Below are 23,963 nucleotides of genomic sequence, written 5' to 3' on the forward strand. Positions count from 1 at the left end.
CCCCGCTGCCAAACAAAAACGGCCGCTCGTCATCACTGACAGCGGCCGTTTTGCATTACGCGCTACGGATCAGTTGAGCACCACCGCACCACGTTTTTCCAGCTTGCGACGGCGGGCCACCAGCAGGCCGGCAGCCACCACTAACAGGCTCAGCAGGCCGGTCGCAAGGATTTCCACGCGGTGCGCTTCCTGGAACAGCATGATGGTCAGGGCCGCGACGATGAAGATGATCACCGCGTAGGTCAGGCCCGGGAACAGCCACATGCTGAAGACGATTTTCTCGCCACGGGCCATGCGCTGTTTGCGCATACGCAGTTGCGAGAACGCGATCACTAGGTACACCAGCAGCGCAATGGCGCCGGAGCTGGCCAGCAGGAACTCGAACACCGCAGCCGGTGCCACATAGTTGGCGAAGGTGCACAGGAACGCTGCGCCAGTGGACAGCATGACCGCCCAGTAAGGCGTACCGCTTTTATTGGTGCGGGTCGACATGGCCGGGGCGTCGCCACGCTTGCCGAGGGAGAACAGCATCCGCGACGAGGTGTACAGCGCCGAGTTCAGGCAACTGGTTACAGCAACCAGCACCACGATGTCGACGATCATCTTGGCGTTCGGGATGCCCATGCGCTCAAGCACGGTCTGGTAGGAGCCCAGGTTAGCCAGCGTAGGATCGTTCCACGGCACCAGGGCCACGACGATGAAGATCGACACGAGGTAGAACAGACCGATCCGCCAGATCACCGAGTTGGTGGCCTTGGAGATCTGCTTGCCCGGGTTCTTCGACTCCGCGGCCGCGATGGTCACGATTTCGGTACCCATGAACGAGAACATGGTAGTCAGGATCGCGCCCAGTACCGCGCCCATGCCGTTGGGCAGGAAGCCGCCGGAGTCGAACAGATGCGAAACACCGCTGACCTGGCTGTTCGGCAGAAAGCCGAAGATCGCCGCAAGGCCGAGGATGATGAAGCCGATGATTGCCAGCACTTTGATCAGTGCGAACCAGAATTCGAACTCGCCGTAATTCTTTACGCTGAACAGGTTGGTGACGGTCAACAACAGGGTGATGACCAGCGCGAACGCCCAGATGCCGACATCAGGGAACCACGCGTGCAGGATGGTTGCGGCGGCGTTGGCTTCCAGTGGAATCACCAAGACCCAGAACCACCAGTACAGCCAGCCGATGGTGAAACCGGCCCAGTGCCCGATGGCACGGTCGGCGTACGTCGAGAAGGAGCCAGTGTCCGGCGAGGCAACGGCCATTTCGCCGAGCATGCGCATCACTAAAACCACCAGGGTGCCGGCGGCGGCGTAGGCCAGCAGCACGGCAGGGCCGGCGGCAGCGATGGCGTGGCCGGAGCCAACGAACAGACCGGCGCCGATTACACCGGCGATCGACAACATGGTCACATGACGCGGTTTGAGCCCCTGTTCGAGGCTATTGGAGCTTGGGGTACTGCTCATCGAAACTACCTTTGCAAGGAAAGCGATTGCGTCCGGCCCGTCTGGCATTTTCTTTCTCGTAAAAAGAAACCAACGGGGCGTTCCTTATTCTGCACGCAAGTTTTGCGCCAAAATGTTTCAAACTCTTCTGTGCTGCGGCTTTGCGCGCGACCGGACAGTCATCGCAAGTCCTTGGATTTAATGGCAATCCGCCAGAGCGTTACCCTGCGACTCACTTTTCAAACGAAACAGCGCACCAGAAACACACTGAAAAAGTGTGGGATGCACAATAAAAGGGCAATTGAGGAACGTTCGGCCGGATAGCGCTTCCAACACCCCGCCAAAGCTGGCAACATCGCGCCTTTTTTTACGCGACGCCCAAAGGTTTGCACGATCAAACACCCGTTCGGTTGTTGATGGGGCGACAGTCTGCTGTGCCGATGCGACAACCTGCCACACGCCATCCGCTTACCGCTCGTAGCGCTGTTGGCTGCCATTGAAACGCTATGCTAGCTTGGCCGCCTCGCCAGGAAGGCCCGCCAACAGCAGGAGCGCAAAATATATGAGGAACGCACATGGCTGAGGCCACGCCCGCGCTTGAAATCCGCAACTTGCACAAACGCTACGGACAGCTTGAGGTGCTCAAAGGCATCTCGCTGACCGCCCGCGACGGCGATGTGATCTCGATCCTCGGTTCCTCCGGTTCCGGCAAGTCCACGTTCCTGCGTTGCATCAACCTGTTGGAAAACCCGCACCAGGGCCAGATTCTGGTGGCGGGTGAAGAACTCAAGCTCAAGCCCGCCAAAAATGGCGAACTGGTTGCCGCTGATGGCAAGCAGATCAATCGCCTGCGTTCCGAGATTGGTTTTGTGTTTCAAAACTTTAATCTGTGGCCGCACATGAGCGTGCTCGACAACATCATCGAAGCCCCGCGCCGCGTACTCGGCCAGAGCAAGGCCGAAGCGATCGAAGTCGCCGAAGCACTGCTGGCCAAGGTCGGCATCGCCGACAAGCGCCACGCGTATCCGTCGCAGCTGTCCGGTGGTCAGCAGCAACGCGCGGCCATCGCCCGCACCCTGGCGATGCAGCCGAAGGTGATTCTGTTCGACGAGCCCACCTCCGCCCTTGACCCGGAAATGGTTCAGGAAGTACTTAGTGTCATCCGCGCACTGGCCGAAGAAGGCCGCACCATGCTGCTCGTGACCCACGAAATGGGTTTCGCCCGTCAGGTCTCCAGCGAAGTGGTGTTCCTTCATCAGGGCCTTATAGAAGAGCAAGGATCGCCTCAGCAGGTGTTCGAAAACCCGCTTTCGGCGCGCTGCAAACAATTCATGTCCAGCAACCGCTAACGGAGCAACATGCATGCAGAATTTTAAAAAGGTCTTCCTGGCCGCCGCCGTCACCCTCGCGTTCAGCGCCGGTGCCATGGCCGAGACCCTGAAGATGGGCATCGAAGCGGCTTACCCGCCGTTCAACAACAAAGACGCCAGCGGCAACGTGGTCGGCTTCGACAAAGACATCGGCGACGCCCTGTGCGCGAAGATGAAAGTCGAGTGCACCGTAGTCACTTCCGACTGGGACGGCATCATCCCGGCCCTGAACGCGAAGAAGTTCGACTTCCTGATCTCCTCGCTGTCGATCACCGACGAGCGCAAGGGCGCGGTGGATTTCACCGACCCGTACTACTCGAACAAGCTGCAGTTCATTGCACCGAAAAACGTCGACTTCAAAACCGACAAGGACTCGCTGAAGGGCAAGTCCATCGGTACCCAGCGCGCCACGCTGGCCGGCACCTGGCTGGAAGACAACTACGGCAGCGATCTCAACGTCAAACTCTATGACACCCAGGAAAACGCCTACCTCGACCTGACCTCCGGTCGTGTCGACGCGATCCTCGCCGACAAGTACGCCAACTACGACTGGCTGAAAACCGATGCTGGCAAAGCCTACGAGTTCAAGGGCGACCCGGTCGTGGAAAGCGACAAGATCGGCATCGCTGTACGTAAAGGCGATCCGCTGCGTGAGAAGCTGAACGCCGCCCTGAAGGAAATCGTCGCCGACGGTACCTACAAGAAGATCAACGACAAGTACTTCCCGTTCAGCATCTACTGATCTGACCTGCGGGACCGGCGCCGTGATTCGACGGCGCCGACTCCCGGCCTTGCCTGCCGCGATTTGAAAAGAAATCCATGATTATCGACCTCTACGGATTCGGCCCGGCCCTCGCCGCCGGTGCGCTGATGACCGTCAAACTGGCGCTGACGGCCCTGTGCCTGGGACTGGTACTCGGTCTGCTCGGCGCCTTGGCCAAGACATCCCCGTACAAGCCGCTGCAGTGGCTTGGCGGCACGTATTCGACCCTGGTGCGTGGCGTCCCGGAACTGCTTTGGGTTCTGCTGATCTACTTCGGTACGGTCAACCTGATGCGCAGCCTCGGTGAATTTTTCGGCAACCCCGACCTGCAACTCAGCGCCTTCGCCGCTGGTGTTATTGCTTTGGGCCTGTGCTTCGGCGCGTATGCCACGGAAGTGTTTCGCGGCGCGATCCTCGCCATTCCCAAGGGCCACCGTGAGGCCGGCGTGGCCCTGGGCCTGTCGAAATGGCGGATCTTCACCAAACTGATCATGCCGCAGATGTGGCGTATCGCCCTGCCGGGCCTGGGCAACCTGTTCATGATCCTGATGAAGGACACCGCGCTGGTGTCGGTCATCGGCCTGGAAGAAATCATGCGCCACGCGCAGATCGGCGTGACCGTGTCGAAACAGCCGTTCACCTTCTATCTGGTGGCCGCGGTCATGTACCTGGGCCTCACCGTGCTGGCGATGACCGGCATGCACTTCCTGGAAAAACGCGCCGCTCGCGGCTTTGCGAGGAGCACTTCATGAACTGGGAAGTGATCATCAAGTGGCTGCCGAAACTGGCGCAGGGCGCGACCCTGACCTTGGAACTGGTAGCGATTGCGGTAATTGCCGGTCTGTTACTGGCCATTCCGCTGGGCATCGCTCGCTCCTCGAAGCTGTGGTACGTGCGCGCTTTACCCTACGCCTACATCTTCTTTTTCCGTGGCACGCCGTTGCTGGTGCAACTGTTCCTCGTCTATTACGGCCTGGCGCAGTTCGACGCGGTCCGTAGCAGCGCGCTGTGGCCGTACCTGCGCGATCCATTCTGGTGTACCACCGCGACCATGACCCTGCACACCGCGGCGTACATCGCCGAGATCCTGCGCGGTGCGATCCAGGCGATTCCCCCCGGAGAAATCGAAGCGGCGCGGGCGCTGGGCATGTCCAAACCCAAGGCGATGTTCTACATCATGCTGCCGCGTGCGGCGCGCATCGGCCTGCCGGCCTACAGCAACGAAGTGATCCTGATGCTCAAGGCCAGCGCGCTGGCGAGCACCGTGACCCTGCTGGAGCTGACCGGCATGGCCCGCACGATCATCGCCCGTACCTACCTGCCGGTGGAAATCTTCTTCGCCGCCGGTGTGTTCTATCTGCTGATGTCCTACGTGCTGGTGCGCGGCTTCAAGCTGCTGGAGCGCTGGCTGCGCGTCGATGCCTGCCAGGGGCGCTGAAACTTCCCACGTGCTGACGGGCGAGGCGCTACTCGCCCGCTTCACGGCGCTGGATAGCTTTCTTACGGCGCAACAGGCGCTGTGGAAACCCCGACCGTTCACTCATCTGCAGCTTCCCTGGGAATCCTCCTACCCCGAACTGGCCGCATGGCTACGCGGGCGTTCACTGGAAGAGGCGGAAAACGCTCACAACTTCCCCGCTGATCTCCTCGGTGCACCAGAGCCTTTCGCTTCACTGGCGGTGTTGTCAGCTCAATTAAGTGCCGTCGGCGAGTTACCGGGCCATGCGCTGGAAGCGGCAGGTCACCGCTTGAACGTCGATGTGCCGGGGCGCAAGTGGCAGCAGATCGAGGCGTTTGCCAGCCGATTGTCCTTCGCTTCAACCCCCACGCATTGGCTGGACTGGTGTTCGGGCAAGGGGCATCTGGGGCGGCGCTTGCTCAGCGAAGGACAAGACCTGACGTGTGTTGAGTACGATCCGTTGCTGGTCGCCAGCGGTCAGGCATTGAGTCAGCGCCATCATCTGAACGCCTTGCATGTCGAGCAGGATGTCATGACAGCGGACGCAGCAGCGCTATTGGATGCCACCCACACCCCCGTCGCCCTCCACGCATGTGGCGATCTGCACGTGCGATTGATGCAGTTGGCCAGCACCACCGGTTGCCGACAACTGGCAATCGCGCCGTGTTGCTACAACCGCATCCGCCATCACGAATATCAGCCGTTGTCCGCAGCGGGGTCGGGATCGCTCCTCCAGCTCTCGCTGGAAGATCTGGCACTGCCGTTGAGCGAAACCGTCACCGCCGGTGCACGCGTCCGACGTCAGCGCGACAAATCTATGGCCCGACGGCTGGCTTTCGACCTGCTGCAACGGCAACTGCGCGGAGTCGACGAATACCTGCCCACGCCATCACTTCCAAGCGCCTGGCTGGACAAGCCGCTCGCTGACTACTGCCGCGATCTGGCGGCCCTCAAAGAGTTATCCCCAGTCGGCTCGCCAGATTGGTCGGCACTGGAAGCTGCCGCCTGGCAGCGTCTGGCCGAGGTGCGCAACCTGGAATTGCTGCGCGGACTGTTCCGGCGGCCGCTGGAGCTTTGGCTCAATCTCGATCGCGCACTGTTCCTCGTCCAACAGGGATATGCCGTGCGCCTTGGCACCTTTTGCAATAGCCCATTGACCCCGCGCAATTTGATGCTGCTCGCTGAGCGCCTTTAAACTTTACAGCCTGTGGATAAGTCTGTTGATGGATTTGCTACGGATCCAATATTTACGGCCGTCGCAGCCCCTTAACCGGCTTGGTCATTTTTTGTTCACATAAATAAAAAACCTGTAAAACAGGGATTTGCGAACAAAATGAGAACGCGTCCACAAAATCCCCGCCACACCGCGCTACGCTGCTTCCCGTTGTGCATAAGCCTCAGATCGAAATGACATAACCGCCGAATCACGGACCGTTTCAGCGGGAAATTGCGCCTGCCCTTCACCCTTGTTATACAGGCTCACACCGTGCAGGCAGCACACAGACGAACAAGAACAATCCGACCAGCAGGGAGTGACCGTGACTTTCATTTCATACGCACAGAACTTCGAGGATATTCGCCTGTGGCGTGCGTTCAAATTCTTTGAAAACGGCTTCTATATCGATGTCGGCGCCAATGATCCGGTTCACGACTCGGTGACCAAAGCCTTCTATGACCGCGGCTGGAGCGGCGTCAACATCGAGCCGATGCAAAACTACCACGATGCCCTGTGCCAACAGCGCCCGCGCGACACAACCCTGCAATGCATTGCCAGTGATGCGCCCGGCGAAGTGACGTTCTACGCCATCCCTGACACCGGCCTGTCCACCGCCGACCCGCTGGTCGCTCAGGAGCGCAAGGATGCCGGCCTCGAAGTACAGAGCCTGACGGTAAAAGCCCGCACCCTGACATCAATCTGCGAAGAACACGCCGCCGACCGGGACATCCACTTCCTGAAAATCGACGTCGAAGGCCACGAAGAAACCGTGCTGCGCGGCATGGACTTCAGCCGCTTCCGCCCGTGGATCCTCATCATCGAAACCCCGTTCGAGCGCGACCACACCTGGGAACACCTGGTCACTGATGCCGGCTATCAATCGTTCCTGTTCGATGGCCTCAACACGTGGTTCCTCGCCGAAGAACACCTGAACCTCAAGCCCGCCTTCGACCTCCCACCCTGCAACCTCGACAACTTCCAGCTGTGCTTCGGCCACCTCTTCGCCCACCCCGTCAGCCCCGGCGAAGCCGACGCCCGTAAACAAATCAACGCCGCCATACAACGCGCCGAACGCGCCGAAGCCCAGCTTCTCGCCATGCAGAACAGCCGCACCTGGCGCGCCCTGCACACGCTACGCAACGTCCTGCGCCGGGCCTGATCCGACCCGGCGCAAAAATAGTCTGAATTCAGGGGTTTACAGAACCAACCCAATCGCTATAATCGTCGCCCACACGCCGGTATAGCTCAGTTGGTAGAGCAACTGACTTGTAATCAGTAGGTCCCGGGTTCGACTCCTGGTGCCGGCACCATACAAAACAAAGCCCCTGCAGAAATGCAGGGGCTTTGTTGTTTCTGGCGTTTGGGACTCCCTGGAAGCTTCCACATTGCTGCGACAAGACCAGCGACGCCTTATCTCAATCAACAGACCGAACTCTACCCCCCGCGCCTCGAGCCGTTACAACTTCACATCAGTCCAACATTGACGGGCTCTTGCACCTACCTATAATGCACCCCAACACACCCGCCAAGCCTAGGTTGACCCGGTCAGCAAGCTCAAATCGTGCGGGTTTTTTTTGCCCGGAGAAAACTACATGAGGCCCTTCGACAAGCCGGCCCTCAGCGTAGAACAGCAATTGGAACTGCTAAAGCAACGAGGCCTGCAAGTCGCAAACGACGACCGCGCCCTGCGTTTCCTGGAAGTGGTCACGCTGTTTCGCCTGAGCCCCTACATGCGCCCTTTTCAGGAAACAAACCCTGAACACACCTTCAAGCCTGGTAGCACTCTGAAAGCAGTCGTCGACATCTACCGTTTCGACGGTTCGTTGCGACGCATAACCATGGATGCTATCGAACGTGTCGAAGTCGCCATACGAGCGACTATCAGCAATCACATGTGCCCTAAGTACGGGCCTGACTGGATAGCTGATGCGTCAATCTTCTCTTCGTCATATTCACATTCTGATTTATTGCGGCCCCTGCGAGATCAACTGAGCAAGGAACGTAACAAACTTGGACGTGAGATTGATCGTATAAAAAAGAGCAGCCGAGCTGATCAGGTCCAGCAGCAGCGAATTGAAAATCGCACGCGCGATAACTATTTTCGATTCTACGGATCAACCTATTCCCATCCCGAGTTGCCGCCCGCCTGGGCTGTTCTGGAAGAACTTAGCCTTGGAACGGTGTCCACCCTGTTCAATGCCATAGGCAAAAGCGTCGACAAGAAAGCGATCGCGAGCAGATTCAATCTCCCCTTCGAAGTGCTGGCCTCCTGGCTCCACACTCTGACCTTCATTCGAAACTGCTGCGCCCACCACTCACGACTATGGAACAGAGAGCTCTCGATTCGACCATCCTTACCTAAAGAATGGATCATCCAAAATGCTCCTGGCGACCGGCCTCAACCCAAACAGCGGCTATATATAGTGCTAACGATGCTGGCGTATCTAACCGATTTGATCAGCCCAGACAGTCAGTGGAAACTTCACCTGGCCGAAATGATGGACCAAAGGGAATCGGTTTTTTTGAAACTCATGGGATTTCCAGATGACTGGAAAAGCCAACCGCAATGGTGTTTGGGGTAAGGGAAGCCAGAAGTCTTGTTTTTTGCCATTGCGCCCGGAGAAGTATCAGGAGCGAACGCTTGCCTAAAGCAAATGTGGTGCGTAAAGCCCAGATTGCCAACGGTGGGTAATTTCATGCAAAGCCGCAGAACTCCCAAAAACTCGAACCCTGATCCGAATTATCCACAGGCGTAGAAAAGATCGGGGAAAGCGCTGTCGTCGACAGCAACCCAGATAGCCAGAACCTTTAAGGCTACGCCACACCGTGGTGGTTCTCCCAAAGTGCGATTAGCGTCCGGCGGCTCGCACAGTCACAGCGATGTGATGGATGCCTACTTTTATCAGTGCGCCCACTGCGGCAACTCATCCCCTTTCATAGCTGCCCTGCAGCAACCTATCCGCTCGGCCATTTCATTGCGCCAACCTGCGCCCGTCTCTTTCTCCCGGAAAGAGACAGGCGCTCGTACCACTGCTGCAGCCCAGCTCGTACAAGGCTTTGCGGCATTCCCCCTAGTGACAATCGGCGTGACAAACACCGAAGTCGCCAGCAACAGTGATGCAGATGATGGTGCCGCAGCCCAAGGAATGGACTGCACCTGACTGACAGTCAGGCATGCCCCGGTCATCGCATTACTGCCTTCACCCGACTCAGGATCTCGCGGCGTTAGTCTCGTCAGCCTGTGCAGCCTCCACCCGCGCACCTCTTCGGAGGTGTTCAGGAGGCCAGATCATGAGATGCCCAAGCTCCCGGTCGTAAAGAGACGCCAGTCCTGCGTTAGTGGACAACCCTCACAGGTCGCAGGGGCCTTGATCCCTGATAACACTCAACATTCTTGGTGGGATGACGTGGGGACAGCTTGATCAGGAGATTGTGCAAGGATATGTCGGCTCCCAGGCAAAACGCATTCTAACGGTTTGAGAGATGGAAATAGCCCTACATATTGCAACCCAAGGTGGAGACCTCTATTTACTAAAATCATGGCAACCGCTAAATTGTCATAGTGGCAATATGCCAAGCGGGCCGTTTTATGCAAAACGAATCATCCAAACGGATGCAGCCAACCATTGAAAACGCTGTTATGGGCACGAAAAAACAAAAACTTAACAGTATGATTTTATAAAAGAGAGCAATCACTTTGAACTGGGAAAATGCAATTAAAGTAGGTGGGCCGTCAGTTATAGCTACGTTTGTTTTCCAGCACCTAATTACCACCTATTTAGACAAGTCAGAAATATTTAAAAATAGCCTGACATTAAACTTAGTTCTAATCGCTACAATATTTGCATTCTGCATAGCAATGGGCTGGATTTGGGTAAAATCCGACCAGAAAAAAAGCACCAACAGCAAGTCAATTGCCAAAAACACGATAGAAGAAAACAAAGTAGATGGCAACTTCAAAATCGGAAACTCATCGGATATTACAGATAACAAAATCAATAAAAATAAAGTTAAAGGCGACTTCAGCATTGGCGGCAAAGATTAACAACGCCGTGCGCGAGCAAGGGAGTCGTGAAATGGTGTCAGTTTCTGGAAATGAGATCCATAGCAATGAGATCCAAGGCGATCTTAATATTGGGTCAACCGTAATAAAGATTCCCTCTTTTGACGTTACGGTAGGTGCAGAAGCCTTAAAAAAGCTTATAGCTCAGCACGAATTACTTAAAGAAAGCGACCCTATCTATCAGATGGTATTAGAGGAGCTAGAGAGCAAAATCAAAAGCTCTCCTTCGAGGACTGTCATTGGATTAGAAGCGAAATTAGAGATTGCAGGACGAGAGGTATATCTCAACCAAGCGCTCATCTCTAGCCAGAAAGCTGCGAAGATGATATCTAAGCTTCAACATGTAAAGTCTTATCAGATTATATTTAACCATCTCTTGGGACTCATACTAACAAGATTTAACGCCCACATCCTACCAATGCTTAAAAACGGCCAAGGCGACATCACGATTCGCTCTGCAATTAACGCCACCATCATAGAACCACTCTATCATGAAGTTACGTTGGCTGGCGGCTTTGTAACCAGCGATCTTGTCGAAGGAATGCTGTATTTCTTAACCGAAAAATGTCACGTGGAGTGGACGTGATGGTAATTTATCACCCAGGTTATGATGTAAACCACTGTGTTTATCGAATATTGAATATCTTAAATTCAATAGATAATCATGAAACTCAGAAAGACGCATTACGCCTTATAGATTTTTATTATCTGTATCCTCATCTTTTAAAGTCAGTCAACCTGCCTCGACCGCTCAATCGATACAAAGATATAATTTCTAGCACGCCCGACCCATTTGAAGTAACACCAAACCCCAGAAGTTTATTCTATGAGCTTTCTCGCATTCAAGATTCGGCGATGCTCGCCCTACAACAAAAATCAATCATAAAGCTAACAGCGAGCACCATTACATTACTTTCTGACTCTCTACCAGACGACTTAATAAAGACTTTCAACAACGATTCCTTTTCAAAAAGCGAATTATTTAAAGGCCTGATTTCCGCATTACCGAAAGTCAAGCTCGAAGGAAAAACAGGCTTTAAATTCAAAAGCGGATTAATGGAATATCGCTATGATTAAATCGACACTTTCTATTGAGCGCTTCATAGTAAAGAAATCCGGATTTAGCGTTTACGATGAAAAATTCCACACAGGAATAAATGTAATTCGCGGCGATCACTCTGTCGGAAAAACCACTATTCTTGAATTGATCTTTTATATCTTAGGGGGAGAGATCAAGGATAATCAATGGTTATACCCAGCAGACAAATGTGACTATGTGTGCTGCCAAGTCAATATAAATGGAAATTCTTTTACTATAAAAAGAAATATTGAGAAAGGAAAGATACCTCCAATCTCAATACGCTCTGGCAGTTATGATGAAGAAACTAGTGATGTAGAGGCTTGGGGCAATTACGGCCCACGTCGAAGTGACGAAAAAATGTCCTTCTCTCAGAAATTTTTTGAGCTTCTTGGATGGGGAGGTCACAAGACAGAAGATTACGCCAATCTTACAATGCATCAGATTCTAAGATTTTTGTATGTTGACCAAGAAACTGCTTCTACAAAAATTTTTAGAGCAGAGGACAACCCACGTGCAGACAGCGAAGGTACTCGCTTGGCAATTGCTGAGTTCCTCTTAGGGCTCGACAACTTAGATACACATCAACTACGCCAAGAGCTTTTGATAGCTGAAAGAGAGTACGAACGCGTCGCTTCAGATCTTGCCGCAATGTATAAAATATTGGGGGAGGACTCTGCTGTCACGCTGCAGACACTGCAACTCAATATCGCATCAAATATTGCTGAAATAATTAAATTAAGAAGTACTCCACCAGAAACGATTGTCAGCTCAAATGCTGATCAAACCAGAATTTTAGAATTTCAACGTATAAAATCTTACATAGACACCTACATCAGACAGCTGCAAAGCTTTCAATCAGATCTATTTTTGGTAAATGGTGAAATTGTAGATTGTCAGCTATTCGAAAAATCGCTCCAATTTAGAAAAAAATCTTTACTAGAGTCCAAGGCAGCATATGAAACAGTTGGACTCCTTAAATACTCACAATGCCCATGCTGCCTAAATGAAGTCGTGACATCAGACCTCTCCGAAACCTCTGCAAATTGCCATCTTTGCAAGTCCCCGATTGAAGGAGACAAGCACAACTCTAACTATATGGAACTTCTTAACGAGCTAGACTTCCAACTACTCAGCAACAAGAAAGTTTTACAGGACCATATCGAACATAAAATTGGCTTGGAATCCTCCATTGAAATTTGTAAATTGAATTTGGCGAATGCACAAAGCAAAATTTCTGAATTCACTGGATTGTTCGACCCTGCGTCTCATGCCGCACTGGAGCGAGCACAAAAAATTGGATTCTTAGAGTCTGAAAATATAAACCATGAGAAAAAAGTTAGAATCATCACTGATTTGGATGCACACAAACTAAAAAAGCTAGACTTAATCGCCGACATATCAAAAATTAAAGAACTTATTCAAAGCGCATCTGCTGCAAATAAAAAAAGGCGCGAAACCGTATACCATGGAATTGCAGAAAACGTCGTAAGCATTCTACAACCTGAGCGCCGGGTCAATGGTGAACCTTATGAGGAGGAATTCGCTGAATCCAGCACTGGAGAGGTGGAGATCGACTTCGCAAAGGACCGAATGCTCATAAATGGAAGGGTGAAGTTCTCTGGCAGTTCCAATTACATCAAAAAAAACTCGCTCCACATTTCAGCGCTTTTAGAGTCACTGGATGATCCAAATTATCGACTACCGCGCTTTTTGCTGGTTGATGCAATTGAAAATGGAGGCATGAAAGAATATCGCAGTCACAACTTTCAGCGAGCCCTAATAAACTGCTTCAAGGATCGTTCTGATTTCCAGCTTATTTTTTGCACCTCTATGGTTCTAGATGAACTTAATAACGAAAAATTTGGGGTTGGGCCATTCTATTCCGGAAACGTTCTTAATATATAAACACACTAAGGCCCTGAGATCTGTCTGATCGACATCTAGAAGGCTAGCGAAATGCCCCTAAAAGGATACTTTTAGGGGTAGTCGAAAAAAATTTGTATTAGTTCTTGATCTCCACCAATAGGTTAGCTGTGATTTCGACTCCTGGTGCCGGCACCATATTCAAAGCCCCGCAATGCGGGGCTTTGTCGTTTCTGGACCAAAAAAACACTTCACGTCAAATCGTGAAAACGTCCACAAAGTGTCCACACGTGGAAAATTTCAGCCTGCGGTAACTTGTCACTTAGGCGTCGGTGGTTTCTTCGGATCCGTGAGCGAATGGCCGATTTCCAGAGCCATCGCAAGCAGATCGGCAGTTTCCTTGTACTCTTCAGAGCTGTCAGTTCCACTGGCCAAGCCACCTCCGGCAGTAACATCAATCCGGACGCTGTCGGCTAACTGATGAAAACGAACAATCTGTTTCGCCTCATCAGCGGTCAGCACTCCCAACTTTGAAACGTTGGCTTGATAGACACGGTTAAAGTGACTGTCGATACGAACTTCGAACGATTCCGGATCTCTCCTAAAAGCTGCTGCGGCGGAACTACTCCGAAAAGCGAGCAACCGCTGCTTTTCCCGTAGAGCAGGCAAAAAACCCCGACGTTCAACAATTTCCACAAGTGCCGCGACTTCAGCCAACAGTCCAGCTCTAACACTCGAGCTTTCTCGTTTCGATTGTCTGTACCAAAGAAATAATGGGCCAACTATCGCCGCAACACCCGGTATCACCGGAACCAAGATGGCGGTCCAATTGGCCTGGGCAAGCGCGTCAATCACTGGCCCCCAATCATTTACTCCAGTCATGTCTCATCCTCCCTCCCAACCAAACCAAACCAAACGAAAGCGGGATTCAAATTCACAACCTCCGCCAAATGCCCAGCGGGAAATAAGAGCCAGACCACGTTTTCAACTGAATCAGTGGTCTGGCCCTATTTTTCCACCACCCTATTTTTCTCGTGTTTCTACGGAGCTTACGTAGGCGAAACGCGTTGAGAAACACCGGCCTTCCTTTGTTCTTCAGTAGCCGCCGAGAGCGGCACTTGCGTTACGCGCGCGGCCTTTCCAGCCTTCATATGACGTACAGATTCCAGCAAGTCCGTCTGAAATCGCTCTAGTTCATCTGCTATGCCTTTCTTCGCCTTCAGCTACTTTCTCCAACGCTCGCTTGCTGAACTTATGCAGCTTCCACCGAAAGCGAAATCCGCCGTCCAAGCTGTTGCAACGCACGCTCAACGTTCTCGATCTTGGAGTGATGCAGGAAATCAACCAGGCGATCTACCTGAGGCCGTTGCACGCCGAGACGCCGTGCCAGCTCTGCTTTGCTCACACCAGACTCCAGAAGCGTATTCCACAGCGCAACCTTCGCAGCAGTCAGCGCAGGTAAACGCAGTACGACGTCACTCTTCTGTTCTCCTGCCTGACCGGTCGGAATCAACCGGCGATCATCAACGTATATCGAGAGCGCCGTCTCGATTGCATCAATGGCGGTGTCCAACGCTTGCTCAAGGGTGTCGCCAGCGGCGTGCATCTCAGGAATTTCTGCGCAGGACAACCAGACACTGTCTGGCTCTTCATGAACTTCCAACGCATATTCGAACATCACGATTCCTCTCATGGGGTACAACTGAGCCTCAATCCTTGAGGCCCAGCTGTTTGATTATCGATTTTCTCAACCCTTCGCCCATTTCCTTGGCTCCATGGTCGGGAAACACAGTTGATTTGCCATTCAAGGAAACCTTGAAGTGGCTGCCCTTGCCGTTTTGAAACTCAACGCCTTGGGCTTTCAACCATCGCCGAAACTCGCTGTACTTCATGTGCATCACTCGCCGTTTCGGTAAAGCGAATGTGCAACATATTTGCTACGCATGCAACATAAGTGTTGCACCATAAAAAAACACCAACAGCCACCACCTGGCCACGATTGCGCATCCGTCCTCCCCAAGCTAACGTCAAACCCGTCGCTGCCAACTCAGCGACCGGGCCTGAGAACCCGCGTAAGATACAGGCGCACCAGCGCCCCAAATCACGATTGCCGGCGCTTTTTTGTGCCCGCATCAAAGTGTAATGGCGGCTGTGCGTGGGAGACCTTCGGGTCTGCCGGGTTCCTGTATCTCCGGTTTCTCAGCCTGCGCATAGCTGCCACCCTTTCGCCTGAGAACGAAAATGGCGGCTCTCATTTGATACAGGGAGTTCACAAATGAATGCCATTGATCCATCAGCAATTCACAGAGTTGCAGAAACGGTCACCTCACGACACTTCCTTACGGCAGGTGAAGCGAAATGACCGACTACCTCGATTTGAAAACCCCAGGCCTCACGCACTTTTCCTTCCAGGCCAATCAAGCGCTGTTCCGCACCAATCGTGGCGTTCCAGTGATCGCCGCTCTCTCGCACGCCTCACGTTTGCTTCACATCTCCAAGCTACTGACCGCAGATTCCACAGTCTCGCGTGATCCTGATCTTCACGCTTATGCCTCGCAGTATTTGCAGGAGTTAAGTAAAGCGTTGATCGATGATGTCGTGAAAGTAATGGATGCGCCGCCGGACAAGCCGTTGATGTAAACACCGGTGTAAGGCCCTCGCTGATGCGAGGGCTTTGGCGTTTCAAACCTGACTGATCTCAAACACAAACGAAATCCTGCGCTGGCTCGCACTCCACACATAGCGCAGATGCTTGCCCTGCTTTGGAATCGAAACCGCCGGCGGCCGGAACGCGGCGACACATTCGTGGCCCGGCAGACGGACGCTGTTGTAGAGCAGGCCCCAGGACTCAGAATCGCGCAGTTGACGGGCAAACGCCTGGGACGGGCCATAGGCGTCTGGATCAGGTTGATGCAAATGCGGGAAGTCGTGACGAACATCATGCAGTGGCTTGACCACTCGATTGACGTAAGTACGCAGGGTCAACTCAAGATCCGCTTCGTGGGTGGCCGCGAGAAACCGTTCCTGGTGATAGCAGGTTTCGGCGATGGCGGCGGCCTGGCTGCTGGCGGCGTAGTAGACGCCGAAGGTGCCGTCGGTGAAACGGCTGCTTTTGCCGATGTGGGTAAACGCCGCCATCACCGGGGTTGAACCGGGGCCGGAGAGTCGGTCTTCGGGGCGCACGCGGGCGAGGACGCCGGCCTGTTCGATCAGGCGATCGTTGGTCAGCGCTTCCAGCGCGTAGGCGATTTCCAGGTCTTCGGGATCGAGCACATCTTCAAACAGCGCAATCGGCGGGAAGCTGCTGTTGACGATCCGATAAGCCTTGGGCCATTGCGGCTCGGCCAGCGGCGGGGCCTTCAACCGCGCACCCCGTCGAGGTAACGGCGCACGTCGGCGATGTCGACCACCCTGCCCGCCAGCATGTAATCCAGCGCCGTTCGGCCATTGAATGGCGCAGCCGTATTTGGGCTGCTGACCCACGTGTAGGCGCGCTCGCGGCTGTTGCTGAAGATGATGCTCAACGCCTTGTGAATGCCCATCAGGTACGAGATACGCTCCAGCGTGTCGTGTGGCAGGCGAATGTTCGGCGGCAGGTGTTTGTACTTGTAGAACGTGGTGTTGCCGACGCCGCCCAGCAACGTGCGCTGTTGCTCGGCGTTGCAGCCCCAGCGCTCCATGAGGTTGAAAAAGAACTTCAACGCAACACGCCCGGCTTCGGGGACGTCGAGTTGTTCACGCGGGGTTAGGGCTGGGGATGAGGTAGGCATCTTCGTCCTTCTTAGCTGGTCCGCAAATTGAGCTTAGTACACATCTGAATATTTCCAATAAATTTATTCGTATACGAACAAAAACCCTCAAACCTCAGGTTGACACTTCAATGTTCCGTGGCAGAGAATCTTGCTCAAGAGCGCGAAACCGACTGCCTTCAGGTGGCGATAGTCGGCGTTAGGAACCCCGTTGATGACCTGAAAATCAGCGCTCGGGTGAGACCTCTTCTCCCCTGCTTGAGGGAGCACAATATCAAGCACATTCACGTGAAGGGCAGCCTGAGAAGGTTGCCTTTTTTTGTTTGAGCTATCGGTAACGTCGATATAACAGATCACCATGCCGATGCTTGTTCAGGCCTTTCTTTTCACAGTTCATAAAATTCCAGAGTACGTTGCCGTGCTCAACATGAATCACCACCAGCATCTGATATCTCGCGTTGTAAGCACCGATGAAGGAAAGTCTAAACGAGGCATCATCGTAGGAAACCCGCCATATCTCTAACGGCTTCGTCAGGGTATCTCGGGCAAATTCGGTGAATCGTTCACGGGCATTCGAGCGCTTTTCCACCGTGTGACGCAAATGTTCACGCTTCACTAAAATCGGCGCATAAGGTGTTTCGATCAGAACAGCGTCATGACCGGGATCAAGTCCGAAGCCGTTGGCAACTTGCTCCCACGCTGCATTGAGGCTCGACGCACCTGGAAGCTCTCTGACCGCAGAAGTCAGAAGCCTGGGGTCAATATCGCGAATATCCGGTAACCCCAGATCTTTCCAGTTTTGTTGGTCGGGTAACGCCCTGCTCCCCTGCAAACTCATGGCATCGACTCGCTAGCTTCGCGGATGCCGGCATTGCCTGGATATCCATGGCCTCGGACTAAACGTCCCGAAAATAACTGCCCGATATTTCAGCTACTTGTGGTTTGGAGGTAAATCAGCCCGTTCGCTCTGTTCTATAGGAGGCTTCCGACAACGGTGAAAAATAGTGGCGTTTCGGCGTGGGAAACAACTCGAAATGCTGTAGTCCGGAGGCATAAACATCTGCCCGACTCTTCCAAGTAGGGCACTTTTCTTGACCCCAATCACCCCCATGTCACCAAAAATCCCGATCCTGTGTCAGCTTCCAGCCATCGGCAGGGACATCAATTCGCTACTAAATCCGCGACAACTATGCTCAGGTACAGGAATATAGCCGGCATATGGCGCCGGATCGGCAGTCTCGTAAACAACAATACCCAGCCCACTTCAGAGGGCATTACCCATGGATAGCAGAACCTTACGCAACCTCATGCGCATCGTGCAGACCGGCTCCTTGTCGGCCGCAGCCGAGCATTCGTGCCTGACTGTGCAGGCGTTGGCCGCGCAGTTGAACAAGGTCGAAGAGCAGTTCGGTTTCCGCTTGTTTCGACGTTCCAACAAAGGTCTTACGCTGACGCCGCAAGGCACCGAGCTCACGCCGTATATGGACAGAGTGCTGATCGCCACGCGACAGATGGAAGAAAAAGTCGAGGCACTCAAGGTGCCAGGCCAGCGCCCCTTGAAGGTCGCGTTGAACAACACGTTATCGGCTGACTTCAACCGGCGCATGATCGGACGCCTGATCGAAGTATTTCCCGATTACCAGATGGAATTCAGCTACGCCGAGTCGATGGAAAACCTCAGCAAGCTGAAGAATGAGGACTTCGATCTGGCGGTGTTGATCGGCCCGCAGCGCCCGGGGTTGCCGAGCATCGTCCTGCCGGATGTGCAGGTGCAGGTGGTCGGTGCGCATTGCGGCCAGGAAAACGATCCACTGACGTTACTGGGCAACAAGTTTCAGGTACGTCCCGCGGAGGATTGTCCGTATTCCCACAGTTTTTTGCGTTTTCTCGACGCCGGTCTGGGCAATCACGAGAACGGCCAGCGCATGGTCTATTCGTGCAGCGAAACCCTGACGTTGTCGCTGATCACGCAAATGGATGCGGTCGGCATGGTCTCGCGCGAGGCCGCGCAAAAGAACGGCCTGACGATTTTCCCCGGGTTCGAGGATTTCCTCGAAGTGCGCCTGGCGGTGAACAATCCGGAGTTGTCGAGCCAGGCACTCAACGATGTCGTCGATCTGCCGCTACATGAACGAGCCGAGCGCAATGTACGCAGCCGTCCCAACCGCCACACTGAGAAAGAGGTTTTTGCTGAAATACGCACATAACAGCGTCGGAATCGCGGCATAAAATTCCGGGCGATCGAGCTGTATGTGCTGATCCTTGATCAACAGGGGTGTCAGGCTGATCGCAGCGACGATCGCCACCGGCAAGTATTCCAGCGCCCGCGCCACGAAGGGTGGCCAGTGCTCGGTGTTGACTTGCAGCGGCAAGGCGCGCGGCAGAAAGGTCACGGCCATCATCAGCGCGACCACCAGAATCAGGAACGTTTGGTCAGGCATACACCCACTCCGCAGCCCACAAACGTGGCGATAAACACATTGAACGGCGAACTGCCGACCAGGCTCAGCGCGCCCATGCAGACGACGGCAGCCGCGGCGGCGATGAGTTTGTTGCGGGTGTTGCACAGCGACACCAGCACGTAGAGCATCATCGCGGTCAGTGCGTAGTCGAGCTGGTATTTGATCAGGTGCGACGCATATTGCGCACACACCGCACCCAACAGCCCACCCAGCACCCACGAGGTGTGGCAGAACAGGTTGAAGCCGATCAGGTAACGGATGTTGACCGGCGCGCCAGTGCCGAGTTTGACGCTGTGAAACGCAAAAGACTCGTCAGTGAGGCCACCAGCGTAAGCCCAGCGCTCCATGCGGCTCAAACCGAGGGCGCGCAGGGCCTTGGCCATGTACACCGACATCAGCATGTGTCGCGCGTTGATCAGGAAGGTGGTCAGCACGATGGTGGTCAGCGAGGCGCCGCTGGAGATCAGTGCCAGCGCCGCGAATTGCGAAGCACCGGCGTAGACGAACAAGCACATCGCCACCGGTAGCCACATCGGCAGGCCAGCGTTGACGGCCATCAGTCCGAACACGAACGACACCGTGAAGTATCCGGCAACCACGGGGCTGGCTTCGGCAAACGTGCGCGACGGCTGAGGGGTGACCATCAGCGGCGCACTGCCGGACGTTTCATTCATAGATCCCTCTCAAATGTCCGCTCGCCGTGAGGTTCGCAAAAACCCTGGGCTGCCCAGAATCGCTTGCCCGCGAGGTTAGCATCATCGACGAACAGGAACATCCGCAGCACACCGACCCGCTTCATGTCGGAAGACGCCGCTTCAACCAGACGCTGACCGACACCCTGACTGCGGTAGCGCGGGCTGACGGCCAGATGGTTGATTGTGCCGCGACTGCCGAGCATGCCGCCCAACACCGCCCCGACGATTTCGCCGGCGACGTCGAAGGCCAGATAGGCCGTGGTGGTTTTCTGGATCAACACGCCGCGCAGGCACTTGGCGTCCTGCCATTCGCAAAAGGACACTTCGTCGAACTGGCGGAAGAAGCGCTCCATGCGCTGCGCATCCTTGGCCGTGGCGCGTCGCAGCACCACCGGCGTCGAGCATTCAACGCCGTCGATTGGGGTGATCTGATTAGCGAACAATGTCGAAAGCGGTCCCGGGCCGCGAGAAGGAGATCGCCAGAATCTGCCGGTACGCCATGGCATGGGTGTGGGTGTTGCGGGCCGGCGTGACGTAGTGGCGCATGTCGCGATCGAGGAAGTAGGTGGTGTCGAGAATTTCCTTGTAGGTCGTCGACGCCAATTGATTCTCATGGATGTCGTACAAACGACTTTCCGCGCCCTCGACATTGTTGCGACCCCAGAAGTGCACACCGCTGAACGGATAACCGTCGCAGTGAATCCCTTCCGGCGTAATCTCAAGTTGCTTGCCGGGTTTGATTTCGATGCGGATCTGATGAATCTGGCATTGCCAGATTTCATCGTGCAGCTCTTCCGGCAGCACACTTTTGTACACTTCGAAATCGGTGTCGATCAGGCTGCGCATCACCGGCGAAGTAATCACTTCATCGGAGAAGTCCTGGAAGTGGCGAACCACGCCGCCAACGTAGGCGTTGTTTTCTTTGGACTGCACGTAGGCGCGATGCTCGAGTTGCTTCAGCTCGCGGGTTTTCGGGTTGTACTCAAAGTCGCTGTAACGACGGTAACGCATGCCGGCTTCGGCCTGACCGTAGTAACTGTCAGGCTCCATGTTTTCCCAACTTTTGGTCAGTCTGACGAAGTCGGCGAAATGACCGTAGAGATTGAAGTCACCACCCTGGACGTTGACATATTTGTCGCGCCGTAGCGATTCGCCCACTTCTCTGTTCAAAACGATCATTACCAAAATCTCCGCTGCATTGAGCGGCCTAATCTATTAGGTGGAGATTTTGCGTCCATGAGAAAGAATTTCAGGCATTTAAAGCGCTGATTGAAACGGCGTTTGAAGCGACTTAAAAACAACTTTTACATGACAAAAACACGGGTTTTTCCTGCTTTTCAGCGAAAAACCGCTCAAAAAAAACCCCGAGCCAGTCGGGGTTTTTCTCATGTGTGTTACACCGTAGCGAACATCAGAAGATGTTGATCGGGTAGTCCACGAACACACGCACTTCGTTGCCGCCTACGTTGTATTCGCTGGATTTCTGCGACACACGCAGGATCGAGCTGCGCAACTTCACGCTCAGGTCTTTGGCCGGACCGCTTTGCACGACGTACTTGAACTGGTTGAAGATTTCGCGCTCGGTGCCGCCTTCGCTGGTGGACGTGGTGATGTTGTCGCCACGCACGTAAGCGAAGTTGTAGCTCAGACCCGGTACGCCGAATGCGCCGAAGTCCAGGCCGTAGCCCAGTTGCCAGCTGCGTTCGTCTTCAGCGTTGAAGTCGGACCAGTAGGAGTTGGCCAGGTAGATGGTGTTGCCACCGTCACCAACACGGTTTTGATCTTTCTGGTAGCCGCCGTAGGCGTAGCCCAGGTTGCTGTCGCCGGTGGAGCGCTGGTGCGCCACGGTGAACGAGTGCGGACCGGTGGCGAAAGTGGCTGCCAGGCTCCAGATCTTGTTGTCGTCGCCGGTAGCGCCACTTTCGCGGACGTAGGAATCGTCCAGCTTGGTGCGATAGCCGTTGAAGTCCAGGGTCAGCGACTGATCCTTGTCGATCGGGAACACGTAGTTGGCGTTCACGTATTGCTTCTTCAGCACGTCTTCGACGTCGGACGCGTACAGCGCCGCCTTGAACTGCTCGGTGAACTGGTAGCTACCGCCCAACACGTTGATCGACTTCAGGCCACCGCTGTCACGGCCTTCATCGCTCTTGCGCGATTCGGCGGTGAAACGACCGGCGTTCAGTTCCAGGCCTTTGATCTCTTTGGAAGTGATCAGGGTCCCGGTGTAGCTTTCCGGCAGCAGACGCGAATTGTCGTAGTTCAGCACCGGCAGGGCCGGCATCTGGTCACCGTAGGTCAGCACGGTATTGGAGATACGGAACTTCACCGCAGCGCCGCCCTTGGCCAGATCGTCAGCCGGGTTGCCGCTGTTGTCTTGCTTGAAGAAGTCGATGCCACCGGCGCCGCTGCGGCCCTTGCCACCGTCCAGGCGCAGTGCGTACAGACCGAACGCGTCAACACCCACACCAACGGTGCCTTGGGTGAAACCGGACGAGAACGTACCGATGGCCGCTTGACCCCATTCGGCCTTGTCTTTGTTACCGTCTTTGTAATCACGATTGATGTAGGCATTGCGCAGCAGCACTTTCAGGCTGCTGTCTTCAACAAAACCCTTGGACTCGGCCTGGTCGTTAGCCATGGCCTGTGTAGCACTCAACATCCCCAGTGCGATCAGACTGATCCGCTTGTTCAACATTTTGTTTTCCTTATTACGGGTTGAAACGCGCTGTGTCGAACGGCTGAAACGGCGCTTTTGCACTCTTGTATTCACCCCGAAACAAAAAGACCCGCCCACAACCAAGTCATGGCGGGCCTGCTCCTTATTTTGAGTCATGGCGGTTGGCCACAGGCGTTGGGGCCGAATCGTAGCCGCGCCCTGAACAATGTGTCAATTTCAAGAATCGTCTTTAAATAGGCAGAAAACGTCTAAAAAACGTAAATTTTGCGCTGAGTCCTTGCACGGAAACGCCGCCAGCCAGTGAATCAATACTCGATCAGGCGCAACCGTCGAGGCCGCAGGACAACGAGGACTCGCCCGTGCCATCGACCGCGACCGCCTGCCCCAACCATTCGGCAAACGCCTGCGGCTTGCCCAACCAGGGACTGATGTCGAGCAACGTGAATTGGCCGTCCTGTTCCAGGGCAAACGTTGGAAAGCCCTGCCCGCCCACCTGAGCGAGCAACTGGCGCGTGGCTTTTATATGGGCTTCGGTGGCCACGGACTTTGATGCTGCGCGGAAGTCTTCCGCGTCATAACCAAGCTCGACCGCCAACGCCGAAAGCACCGACGCATCGGCAATCCGCCGCCCCTCTACATAGTGTGCTGTCTGCAAGCGGCCAAGCATCTGCAGACCGCGCCCGTCGATGGCCTCGGACGCCAGCACGGCAGCGATCGGCGGGGTCGAATCGAAGACAGCCGAGTGATCGCGCAGCAAGCCTTCGAAATATGCCTCGCCGAAAGGCTGCCCGGTATATTCGGCGATGCGCCGGTCATGGGGCATCACGTAATTGCGCAACTGCGGCGAAACGTTCTGGCGGTTGGCGCCGCTCATCATGCCGCCCGCATGGGCCATCACTGGCAGCACCTGCTGCGCCGCTTGCACCAGAGGCTTGGCGCCGTAGCACCAGCCGCATAAGGGGTCGTAAATGTAGTGAAGAATCATCGGTAAGCTCCGCTAAATCAGAAAAAGTCGATGCCGGCAGATTAATTCCCGGGACGTTGCGGAAAAACGCCGGAACAGCTTTCAGTCTGTTGCGCCAATCGGTCGAATCGGTCGAGCGTTCCGCGTGTATCGACGCA

At 54.7% G+C, this 23,963-nt stretch carries 26 protein-coding genes, 1 tRNA gene and 1 pseudogene; 14 read left to right on the forward strand and 14 right to left on the reverse strand.

Going from position 1 to position 23,963, the window contains the following annotated elements; genetic code table 11:
* Positions 1 to 69: 69 nt before the first annotated feature.
* Entirely contained in the window at positions 70 to 1,461 is a 1,392-nt protein-coding gene (gene gabP, locus K5Y35_RS05775) for a GABA permease (RefSeq protein ID WP_222833862.1), read from the reverse strand.
* Positions 1,462 to 2,015: 554 nt separating this feature from the next.
* Between gabP and K5Y35_RS05780 the strand changes: the two genes are divergently transcribed.
* The 12 genes from K5Y35_RS05780 (at position 2,016) to K5Y35_RS05835 (ending at position 13,297) form a co-directional block, all read left to right on the forward strand.
* The gene (locus K5Y35_RS05780; protein ID WP_128614608.1) at positions 2,016 to 2,789 is read left to right on the forward strand and encodes an ABC transporter ATP-binding protein; all 774 of its coding nucleotides are present in this window, start codon (positions 2,016 to 2,018) and stop codon (positions 2,787 to 2,789) included.
* Between the two features lie 13 nt (positions 2,790 to 2,802).
* The gene (locus tag K5Y35_RS05785; protein ID WP_123470618.1) at positions 2,803 to 3,552 is read left to right on the forward strand and encodes an ABC transporter substrate-binding protein; all 750 of its coding nucleotides are present in this window, start codon (positions 2,803 to 2,805) and stop codon (positions 3,550 to 3,552) included.
* 77 nt (positions 3,553 to 3,629) lie between these two features.
* Complete coding sequence (locus K5Y35_RS05790) at positions 3,630 to 4,325, forward strand: ABC transporter permease (protein WP_186748402.1); 696 nt, start codon at positions 3,630 to 3,632, stop codon at positions 4,323 to 4,325.
* Positions 4,322 to 5,011: an ABC transporter permease gene (locus tag K5Y35_RS05795; RefSeq protein ID WP_003220713.1), complete on the forward strand. Its 690-nt coding sequence runs from the start codon at positions 4,322 to 4,324 to the stop codon at positions 5,009 to 5,011. The genes K5Y35_RS05790 and K5Y35_RS05795 overlap by 4 nt, the downstream gene beginning before the upstream one ends.
* A complete protein-coding gene (locus K5Y35_RS05800; RefSeq protein WP_222833863.1) occupies positions 4,992 to 6,227 on the forward strand; it encodes a methyltransferase in 1,236 nt (411 codons plus the stop codon). Before K5Y35_RS05795 ends, K5Y35_RS05800 begins: the two co-directional genes overlap by 20 nt.
* Positions 6,228 to 6,570: 343 nt before the next feature.
* Positions 6,571 to 7,407 carry an FkbM family methyltransferase gene (locus K5Y35_RS05805; protein ID WP_222833864.1) on the forward strand — a complete coding sequence of 279 codons (837 nt, stop codon included), beginning with the start codon at positions 6,571 to 6,573 and terminating at the stop codon, positions 7,405 to 7,407.
* 75 nt (positions 7,408 to 7,482) lie between these two features.
* A tRNA-Thr gene (locus K5Y35_RS05810) sits at positions 7,483 to 7,558 on the forward strand.
* 282 nt (positions 7,559 to 7,840) lie between these two features.
* Positions 7,841 to 8,830 carry an Abi family protein gene (locus tag K5Y35_RS05815; RefSeq protein WP_222833865.1) on the forward strand — a complete coding sequence of 330 codons (990 nt, stop codon included), beginning with the start codon at positions 7,841 to 7,843 and terminating at the stop codon, positions 8,828 to 8,830.
* Positions 8,831 to 9,945: 1,115 nt separating this feature from the next.
* On the forward strand, positions 9,946 to 10,293 hold the full coding sequence (locus K5Y35_RS05820) for a hypothetical protein (protein WP_222833866.1): 348 nt from the start codon (positions 9,946 to 9,948) through the stop codon (positions 10,291 to 10,293).
* Positions 10,277 to 10,897 (forward strand): ABC-three component system protein, encoded by a 621-nt coding sequence (locus K5Y35_RS05825; RefSeq protein ID WP_202864005.1) that lies wholly within the window; start codon positions 10,277 to 10,279, stop codon positions 10,895 to 10,897. The genes K5Y35_RS05820 and K5Y35_RS05825 overlap by 17 nt, the downstream gene beginning before the upstream one ends.
* Complete coding sequence (locus K5Y35_RS05830; protein ID WP_315985728.1) at positions 10,897 to 11,388, forward strand: ABC-three component system middle component 5; 492 nt, start codon at positions 10,897 to 10,899, stop codon at positions 11,386 to 11,388. Before K5Y35_RS05825 ends, K5Y35_RS05830 begins: the two co-directional genes overlap by 1 nt.
* Positions 11,381 to 13,297 (forward strand): hypothetical protein, encoded by a 1,917-nt coding sequence (locus K5Y35_RS05835; RefSeq protein WP_222833868.1) that lies wholly within the window; start codon positions 11,381 to 11,383, stop codon positions 13,295 to 13,297. The genes K5Y35_RS05830 and K5Y35_RS05835 overlap by 8 nt, the downstream gene beginning before the upstream one ends.
* Positions 13,298 to 13,573: 276 nt before the next feature.
* On the opposite strand, the gene K5Y35_RS05840 is transcribed toward K5Y35_RS05835, so the two are convergent.
* From K5Y35_RS05840 to K5Y35_RS05850, 4 genes and pseudogenes are all read right to left on the reverse strand, one after another.
* Positions 13,574 to 14,137, reverse strand: a complete 564-nt coding sequence (locus K5Y35_RS05840; protein ID WP_222833869.1) for a hypothetical protein — start codon at positions 14,135 to 14,137, stop codon at positions 13,574 to 13,576.
* A gap of 185 nt (positions 14,138 to 14,322) precedes the next feature.
* Positions 14,323 to 14,460 (reverse strand): annotated as a pseudogene (locus K5Y35_RS27795) (transcriptional regulator); the annotation flags it as partial.
* Positions 14,461 to 14,507: 47 nt separating this feature from the next.
* The gene (locus tag K5Y35_RS05845; RefSeq protein WP_222833870.1) at positions 14,508 to 14,933 is read right to left on the reverse strand and encodes a type II toxin-antitoxin system HicB family antitoxin; all 426 of its coding nucleotides are present in this window, start codon (positions 14,931 to 14,933) and stop codon (positions 14,508 to 14,510) included.
* 31 nt (positions 14,934 to 14,964) lie between these two features.
* The gene (locus tag K5Y35_RS05850; RefSeq protein WP_095190108.1) at positions 14,965 to 15,147 is read right to left on the reverse strand and encodes a type II toxin-antitoxin system HicA family toxin; all 183 of its coding nucleotides are present in this window, start codon (positions 15,145 to 15,147) and stop codon (positions 14,965 to 14,967) included.
* A 466-nt stretch (positions 15,148 to 15,613) separates the two neighbouring features.
* Between K5Y35_RS05850 and K5Y35_RS05855 the strand changes: the two genes are divergently transcribed.
* Positions 15,614 to 15,895, forward strand: coding sequence for a DUF3077 domain-containing protein (locus K5Y35_RS05855; protein WP_222833871.1), 282 nt, complete (start codon positions 15,614 to 15,616; stop codon positions 15,893 to 15,895).
* A gap of 42 nt (positions 15,896 to 15,937) precedes the next feature.
* Here the strand turns inward: K5Y35_RS05855 and K5Y35_RS05860 are convergent, their stop codons facing one another.
* From K5Y35_RS05860 to K5Y35_RS05870, 3 genes are all read right to left on the reverse strand, one after another.
* The gene (locus tag K5Y35_RS05860) at positions 15,938 to 16,618 is read right to left on the reverse strand and encodes an RES family NAD+ phosphorylase (protein WP_123470604.1); all 681 of its coding nucleotides are present in this window, start codon (positions 16,616 to 16,618) and stop codon (positions 15,938 to 15,940) included.
* Entirely contained in the window at positions 16,615 to 17,025 is a 411-nt protein-coding gene (locus K5Y35_RS05865; protein WP_007961687.1) for an MbcA/ParS/Xre antitoxin family protein, read from the reverse strand. Before K5Y35_RS05865 ends, K5Y35_RS05860 begins: the two co-directional genes overlap by 4 nt.
* Before the next feature lie 307 nt (positions 17,026 to 17,332).
* Positions 17,333 to 17,842: a PBECR2 nuclease fold domain-containing protein gene (locus tag K5Y35_RS05870; RefSeq protein WP_222833872.1), complete on the reverse strand. Its 510-nt coding sequence runs from the start codon at positions 17,840 to 17,842 to the stop codon at positions 17,333 to 17,335.
* A 442-nt stretch (positions 17,843 to 18,284) separates the two neighbouring features.
* Between K5Y35_RS05870 and K5Y35_RS05875 the strand changes: the two genes are divergently transcribed.
* On the forward strand, positions 18,285 to 19,211 hold the full coding sequence (locus K5Y35_RS05875; RefSeq protein WP_123470603.1) for a LysR family transcriptional regulator: 927 nt from the start codon (positions 18,285 to 18,287) through the stop codon (positions 19,209 to 19,211).
* Here K5Y35_RS05875 and K5Y35_RS05880 read toward each other — a convergent pair.
* From K5Y35_RS05880 to K5Y35_RS05905, 6 genes are all read right to left on the reverse strand, one after another.
* Positions 19,128 to 19,445 (reverse strand): AzlD domain-containing protein, encoded by a 318-nt coding sequence (locus K5Y35_RS05880; RefSeq protein WP_007952614.1) that lies wholly within the window; start codon positions 19,443 to 19,445, stop codon positions 19,128 to 19,130. The two genes, K5Y35_RS05875 and K5Y35_RS05880, sit on opposite strands and share 84 nt — an antisense overlap.
* Positions 19,424 to 20,140, reverse strand: a complete 717-nt coding sequence (locus tag K5Y35_RS05885) for an AzlC family ABC transporter permease (RefSeq protein ID WP_123470601.1) — start codon at positions 20,138 to 20,140, stop codon at positions 19,424 to 19,426. The genes K5Y35_RS05880 and K5Y35_RS05885 overlap by 22 nt, the downstream gene beginning before the upstream one ends.
* Complete coding sequence (locus tag K5Y35_RS05890) at positions 20,137 to 20,514, reverse strand: GNAT family N-acetyltransferase (protein WP_016986309.1); 378 nt, start codon at positions 20,512 to 20,514, stop codon at positions 20,137 to 20,139. The genes K5Y35_RS05885 and K5Y35_RS05890 overlap by 4 nt, the downstream gene beginning before the upstream one ends.
* 79 nt (positions 20,515 to 20,593) lie before the next feature.
* A complete protein-coding gene (locus tag K5Y35_RS05895; RefSeq protein WP_123470600.1) occupies positions 20,594 to 21,340 on the reverse strand; it encodes a 2OG-Fe dioxygenase family protein in 747 nt (248 codons plus the stop codon).
* A gap of 232 nt (positions 21,341 to 21,572) precedes the next feature.
* Positions 21,573 to 22,859, reverse strand: coding sequence for an OprD family porin (locus tag K5Y35_RS05900; RefSeq protein WP_222833873.1), 1,287 nt, complete (start codon positions 22,857 to 22,859; stop codon positions 21,573 to 21,575).
* 298 nt (positions 22,860 to 23,157) lie between these two features.
* Positions 23,158 to 23,826 (reverse strand): DsbA family protein, encoded by a 669-nt coding sequence (locus K5Y35_RS05905; RefSeq protein WP_222833874.1) that lies wholly within the window; start codon positions 23,824 to 23,826, stop codon positions 23,158 to 23,160.
* Between the last annotated feature and the right edge of the window lie 137 nt (positions 23,827 to 23,963).

This window comes from Pseudomonas sp. SC3(2021) (genome assembly GCF_019856535.1).
Taxonomy (GTDB): Bacteria; Pseudomonadota; Gammaproteobacteria; order Pseudomonadales; family Pseudomonadaceae; genus Aquipseudomonas; species Aquipseudomonas monsensis.